Genomic DNA, 6,533 nt, shown 5'->3' on the forward strand with positions numbered 1-6,533 from the left:
GTTTCAAAAACCATCCCTATGAATTTCACAATGGCGGCCTCTGGCCGATGGTCACCGGCTTCTACGTGTCCGACCTGGCCCGGCGCGGGGAAACAGACAAGGCTGGCGCCTATCTGGCCGGTATTCATTGCGCCAATGCCATGGTTATGGGCGATCAACCCTGGGGATTCCCCGAATATGTCAACGGCAGCGATTTTTCGGCAGGTGGAAACCGCCATCAGTGCTGGAGCGCCTCGGCCGCCATCATGGGGCACTATGCCCTGAAAGGCAAAAAGGTGTTTACGATCAATGAAAACGATACTCCTGTGCAGTGACCTGGACCGCACCCTGCCCGAGACTGCCGACTGGATATCACCTGAAACCGAAAATGGAATCATCGTCGATCATGCCGAATAAGACATTGTGGGGAAATACAATTGAAACCTGGCTGATTGCCGTGGGCATCTCTGTGGGGCTGCTGCTCGCCGTCAAACTGATCAGAGACCTTCTGGTTCGTCGGTTCTTCAAATTGGACCAGAGCTGGACCGACGATATCAATGCGTTGATTGCCACAATGGTGAAGAGCGTCTAAATACCTATCGTGGCACTGCTGTTTTTTTATATCGGCGCCCAGGGCCTGAAGATCCCGGACAAATTGAGCGTCTGGGTTTCCGCACTGGCAATGATCGCCGTGATCATCCAGGTCGCCAGGTGGGGCAACGTTCTCATCTCTTTTGGGTTTAAACGCTATCAGAATAAACATGTCCTGGAAAACGGCGAGCGTATCACGACGCTTCGGGCCCTGACCTTTGTGGGGCGAACGGCGCTGTTTACGATCGCTGCCCTGCTGGCTTTAGACAATGTTCCCGGTGTGAAAATCACGACGCTGGTGACCAGTCTGGGAATTGGCGGTATTCAGATTCAATACAGCCTGCATATCCCGCGTATACATAAATCTCCCCATTTGAATTCGACGCTGTTTTGATAACCTTGCAAAAGTTTGTGTGTTGCATTTTCGCATTGACCAACCAGCCAAGGAGGAACCCGCCAACCATGTGTGGAATTTGTGGCCAGATCAGTTTCAACGGACAAGCGGCCGATGTCACGCCCGTCATCGAAATGACCGAGAGGATGAAAGCGCGCGGCCCCGATGCGCTGGGTCTGCATGTGCATGGGGGCAACGCTTTGGGGCATCGCCGCCTCAAGATCATCGACCTGAGCGAACGCGCCCATCAACCCATGGTGGACAACGCACTGGGGCTGTCCATCGTCTATAACGGCGCCATCTATAATTACGATGAACTGCGGATGGAACTGCAGGGGAAAGGCTACGAATTTTTTTCCCACGGAGACACCGAAGTAATTTTAAAAGCCTATCACGCCTGGGGAAAAGCGTGTGTCGAACGGTTCAACGGGATGTTTGCCTTCGCAGTCACCCACCGTGACAGTGGGAAGACCTTCATCGCGCGGGACCGGTTAGGCATCAAACCGCTTTACTTTTCCAAAACGGACAAGGCCTTCCGTTTTTCCTCTTCGCTGCCGGCGCTGCTGGCATATGACGACATCGGAAAGGCCATCGATCCCGTAGCCCTGCACCACTACATGACCTTTCATTCGGTGGTGCCGCCGCCGCATACGATCCTCAGGGACGTAAAGAAGATGAAGCCGGGCACGACACTGACCGTTACACCTGACGGTAATGTTGACGAAGCCACCTATTGGACGTTGGATTTCACGCCATCGGCGGATGAAATGCAATATGGACTCGAAGACTGGGCGGAACTCCTGCTGGTCAATCTGCGCAAGGCGGTCAAGCGGCGCCTCACCGCCGATGTCCCTGTCGGCGTGCTGCTCTCCGGCGGGCTGGATTCCAGCCTGATCGTGGGACTGCTGGCCGAACTCGGACAGTGGGACGTCAACACCTTTTCGATCGGTTTCAAGGATGTCAACGGTGAAGGTGGGAATGAATTTGCCTATTCGGATATCATTGCCAAGCACTATGGCACCGACCACCATCGGATCGAAGCCGAAGATGAGCGTGTCCTGCCTTCGCTGGACCGGTGCATCCGTGCCATGAGCGAACCGATGGTCAGCCACGATTGCATCGGATTCTATCTGTTGAGCGAAGCGGTATCGCGGCACGTCAAGGTCGTCCAGAGCGGTCAGGGCGCCGATGAGATCTTCGGCGGCTATCACTGGTATCCGCCGATGATGGAGAGCAAGGACGGTATCTATGATTATGTCAGCCATTTCTTTGATCGCCCGCACACCGAGTATGTTGCCGCCGTCAATGCAAGTTTTGTGGGTGACGATCACAGTTTCGATTTCGTCCATCGCCATTTTAGCCAGCCGGGGGCGCAATCCGCAGTGGATCGGGCCCTGCGCATCGACACCACCGTCATGCTGACCGACGACCCGGTCAAACGGGTGGACAACATGACCATGGCCTGGGGCCTGGAAGCACGGGTACCCTTTCTGGACCACGAGTTGGTCGAGTTCAGCGCCCGCATACCGGCAATGTGGAAGGTGAGTCACGGCGGCAAGCATGTGCTCAAAGAAGCGGCACGGTCGGTGATTCCGCACGAAGTGATCGATCGACCCAAAGGCTATTTTCCGGTTCCTGCGCTGAAATACCTGGATGGCGATTACCTGGCGTTTGTCGCTGACACGCTGCGTTCATCCAGAAGCCGCCAGCGGGCCATTTTCAACCCCGCATACATCGAACACGTCCTCGAGCAACCTGACGCCCATATCACCCCGTTGAAGGGATCGAAACTATGGCAAATGGCGGTGCTCGAGCATTGGCTCACGGTACAGGGAATTTAAGGGCTTTATCATGCCTGGCTTCGCTATCCATGACAATGACCCAACAAGGAGGAAAAGCAGATGAACGCTACCCATCACCGCCAAGACCGTCTGGAACGCATGACCAGTCTGTCATTAAAGAGCTGGCAGTCGGCCACGGGGCCCGATGCCGTGAGTCTGAAAAACGACACGGTCGTGGAGATGGGATGGGGGCGAATCATCTTCGGACATACGTTTCAATCCAATCATGAGCTGTATGATACCCTTTGCAAGGAAGGGACCGGCAAACGGGACATCGCTTTTTATCTGCGCGATCCCCATGTCCTGCTGTCCCTGGGGCCGGACAAGCTGTTCATGGACCCCTCTCATACCTATCGGCTGTGGTTTCATGACTATCGTCCGGGACGCCAACGCTGGTCGGCATTCACCGTTCGGCGTTTGAGCATGAAGACGGATGCCGAGGCGGTCAACCGAATTTATCGGTCCCGAAAAATGGTCACCGCCGATACCGGTTTTTACCTGGACAAGACCGCTTCTCGTCTGCGCACCTATCTCGTGGCCGAGGAACTCGAAAGCAGGCGGATCATCGGGACCGTCACCGGCTTGGATCATGTGGAAGCATTCAACGATCCGGAGTCGGGGGCCAGTCTGTGGTGCCTCGCCGTGGATCCCCAGGCCAAGGCGCCGGGGGTGGGCGAGGCAATGGTGCGCCATCTGGCAGAGCACTATATAGCACGTGGCCGCAGCTACATCGACCTGTCGGTCATGCACGACAATGCCGAGGCCATCGCCTTGTATGAAAAACTGGGCTTCCAGCGGGTGCCGGTCTTTTGCATCAAACGCAAAAACCAGATCAACGAGCCGTTTTTTACGGCATCAGCGCCGGAGGAAAAACTCAACCCCTACGCCCGCATCATTACCGACGAAGCCCGGCGGCGTGGCATCGGTGTGGAGGTACTCGATGAGGAACACAACTATTTCAAACTGATGCATGGCGGCCGATCGATGGTCTGCCGCGAGTCGCTGACCGAACTCACCTCGGCCATTGCCATGAGCCGCTGCGATGACAAGCGATTGACCCATGGCCTGCTGAGGACCGCCGGGTTGAAGGTTCCTCGACAATTTACGGTAAACGTGGACGACGGTGAAAGCAGTGCTGCCGTTTTGGAAGAACTGAAACGGGTGGTGGTCAAGCCTGCCCGGGGGGAGCAGGGCAATGGCATCAGTGTCGATGTGCGGTCGCCGGAAGCCCTTGAAAAAACGCTAGCATGGGCCGGTCAATTCTGTCCGGACGTCATTATCGAATCGTATGTGCAAGGCGAAGATCTGCGCCTGATCGTCATCGATCAGCAGGTGGTCGCCGCAGCGGTCCGCCGGCCGCCGACAATCGTCGGCACGGGGCGCCACCGTATCAGCGAACTGATCCAAAAATATAACCGTCGGCGGGCCAGCGCAACCGATGGTGAAAGCCGCATCCCCATAGACGATGAAACCCGGCGCTGCATCCGACAGGCCGGGCATAATCTGGATGACGTCATCACTGCCGAAGAAAAAATACAGGTGCGCAAGACCGCCAACCTGCATACCGGCGGCACGATCGAAGATGTGACCGAGATCATTCATCCGGCATTGGTCGAAGCCGCCGAACAGGCGGCCACGGTGCTGAACATCCCCGTGACCGGGTTGGATATGATTGTGCCCGATCTGAAGGGATCCGAATACGTCATCATCGAAGCCAACGAACGCCCGGGTCTGGCTAATCACGAACCGCAGCCCACTGCCGAACGATTTATCGATCTGCTTTTTCCCCAAACCGCCGTTTCTCGGCCTGGACCGCGATAGCGAGCGCCGTCCCCGCCGCTTGCGGCAGGGTTAGCGAGCGAACTGGAAATCGATAAACATCCTTACGGTGAAGATTCCCCGCGGTAACCTGCGGGGAATCTTCAATGGAGTCTACGAAAAATGAATCGCGCGGCCATCGATATGGATTATCTCAAGCAGATGCTGGTCTCCCTGCTGAACATCCCCAGCCCCTCCGGCTATACGGACCAGATCGTCCATTTTGTGGCTCAGGAGCTGCAGCAGCTTGGCATCGCCTATAACGTAACCCGTCGGGGGGCAATCCGTGCCACATTGAAGGGTCGCAGTCGCAATACCCTGGATCGTGCCATTGCCGCCCATCTGGACACGCTGGGCGCCATGGTCCGGCGGGTGGAACCCAGCGGCCGTCTGGTTATCTCTCCAGTAGGAAACTGGTCCAGCCGCTTTGCCGAAGGGGCCCGCGTGACCGTTTACAGCGAGAGCGGACCGGTCCGCGGAACGGTGCTTCCGCTGAAGGCATCCGGACACGCATACGGAAAAGCGGTGGATGCCCAACCCGTGGGTTGGGACCATGTTGAAGTCCGCGTCGATTATGACATCCGTAACCTCGATCGTGCGAAAAAAACCAAGATCCAGGTCGGTGATTTCGTGGCCTTTGACACACTGCCGGAAATTTCCGCAGATGGGTTTATCAACGCCCGCCATCTGGACGACAAGGCCGGTGTCGCCATCCTTCTGGCGATCGCCAAAGCGGTTGTCGACGCCCGGATTGTCCTGCCCATCGATTGCCATTTGATTTTCACCATTTTCGAAGAGGTTGGGTCTGGTGCATCCGCAGCGGTCTACGGCGACGTTGCCGAAATGGTGGTCATCGATCATGCCCCGGTCGCCCCTAACCAGAACGCTACGGAATTCAGCGCCGTGGTGGGGATGATGGACCAGACCGGTCCCTTTGACTACCATTTGAACCGTAAGCTGTTAACCACCGCCAAGGATCATGATATTGCCCTTGTAAAGGATGTATTCCGCTTCTATCGCAGCGATTCGGCGTCAGCGATCGAATCGGGAAGCGACACGCGTACAGCATTGGTATGTTTTGGTGTGGATGGGTCGCATGGTTATGAACGGACGCACATGTCTTCATTAACATCGGTTGCTGACCTGATGGTTATTTATATGCAAAGCGAACCGACCTTCATGCGGGACAAAGATGAATTGTCGTCCTTGAACGGATTTCCACATCAACCGGACAGAGAAGTCATTCAAATCAAAACCTGACGGCTTCGTAAAAAACCCGATATCTGAGTTACGCTTCATCCCTCGTCACTGCGGCGTACCTTAAGTACGCCTCATTCCTCTGGACTCGCAAGCCTTGATCCCGGGCTTTTTACGAAACCGTCTGAAATACGACTTTTTACGATTTCATCAAAACCTGATCCTCTATAGAAACAAAATTCAGTTGGATTCAATGAATTCATAGGGTTATAATACATCCCGTAATCGCTTTGGCGTTGATCTGATCCATCGGCTTGATCGACCGCCCCGAAGATGCTAATCAGGATGAATGCCGAAAGTCAGTCAGGAGTTTCAGAGATAATCCATCCCGGCGCTCCGATCTAATTAAATAACAGCAACTTACGCCCCTTCCCACCGTAAGACCTACCGGATTTTACCATCTTTCCGACCCACACCCCTTAAAAAATAGCCTTTTTCATCATTTTGTGCTTGACATGTAAGACTTGGGTTTGCGGTCTGTAAGTTGACAAATTCGCGCAAACATACGTCAGCCGCGGGATCGCAAAATGAACGAGATTCAGCGTGTGTCTACAAAATTTAGGACTGTTTTTCCAGCTGAATGACCTGCGGCGGAGGCTTGATCTTTAACAAATTGAATGTCTTGCGGGTATCTGATGTCAGCTCGTTGCGCA

Annotated in this window: 6 protein-coding genes; all 6 read left to right on the plus strand. The window is 55.1% G+C overall.

Annotated elements, in window-relative coordinates; all coding sequences use genetic code 11:
• A partial coding sequence (locus R6V78_RS03450) for a hypothetical protein (RefSeq protein WP_410287932.1) occupies positions 1-314 on the plus strand: 314 nt, incomplete at its 5' end.
• 71 nt (positions 315-385) lie between these two features.
• The gene (locus R6V78_RS03455) at positions 386-571 is read left to right on the plus strand and encodes a hypothetical protein (RefSeq protein WP_410287933.1); all 186 of its coding nucleotides are present in this window, start codon (positions 386-388) and stop codon (positions 569-571) included.
• Between the two features lie 9 nt (positions 572-580).
• Positions 581-964, plus strand: coding sequence for a hypothetical protein (locus R6V78_RS03460; protein WP_410287934.1), 384 nt, complete (start codon positions 581-583; stop codon positions 962-964).
• A gap of 68 nt (positions 965-1,032) precedes the next feature.
• Positions 1,033-2,805 (plus strand): N-acetylglutaminylglutamine amidotransferase, encoded by a 1,773-nt coding sequence (locus tag R6V78_RS03465; protein WP_410287935.1) that lies wholly within the window; start codon positions 1,033-1,035, stop codon positions 2,803-2,805.
• Positions 2,806-2,865: 60 nt separating this feature from the next.
• Positions 2,866-4,626 (plus strand): N-acetylglutaminylglutamine synthetase, encoded by a 1,761-nt coding sequence (ngg, locus tag R6V78_RS03470; RefSeq protein ID WP_410287936.1) that lies wholly within the window; start codon positions 2,866-2,868, stop codon positions 4,624-4,626.
• Between the two features lie 120 nt (positions 4,627-4,746).
• Complete coding sequence (locus R6V78_RS03475) at positions 4,747-5,883, plus strand: osmoprotectant NAGGN system M42 family peptidase (RefSeq protein WP_410287937.1); 1,137 nt, start codon at positions 4,747-4,749, stop codon at positions 5,881-5,883.
• Positions 5,884-6,533: the final 650 nt, after the last annotated feature.

The sequence above is a fragment of the Desulfosarcina sp. genome (genome assembly GCF_046496365.1).
Classification (GTDB): Bacteria; Desulfobacterota; Desulfobacteria; order Desulfobacterales; family Desulfosarcinaceae; genus Desulfosarcina.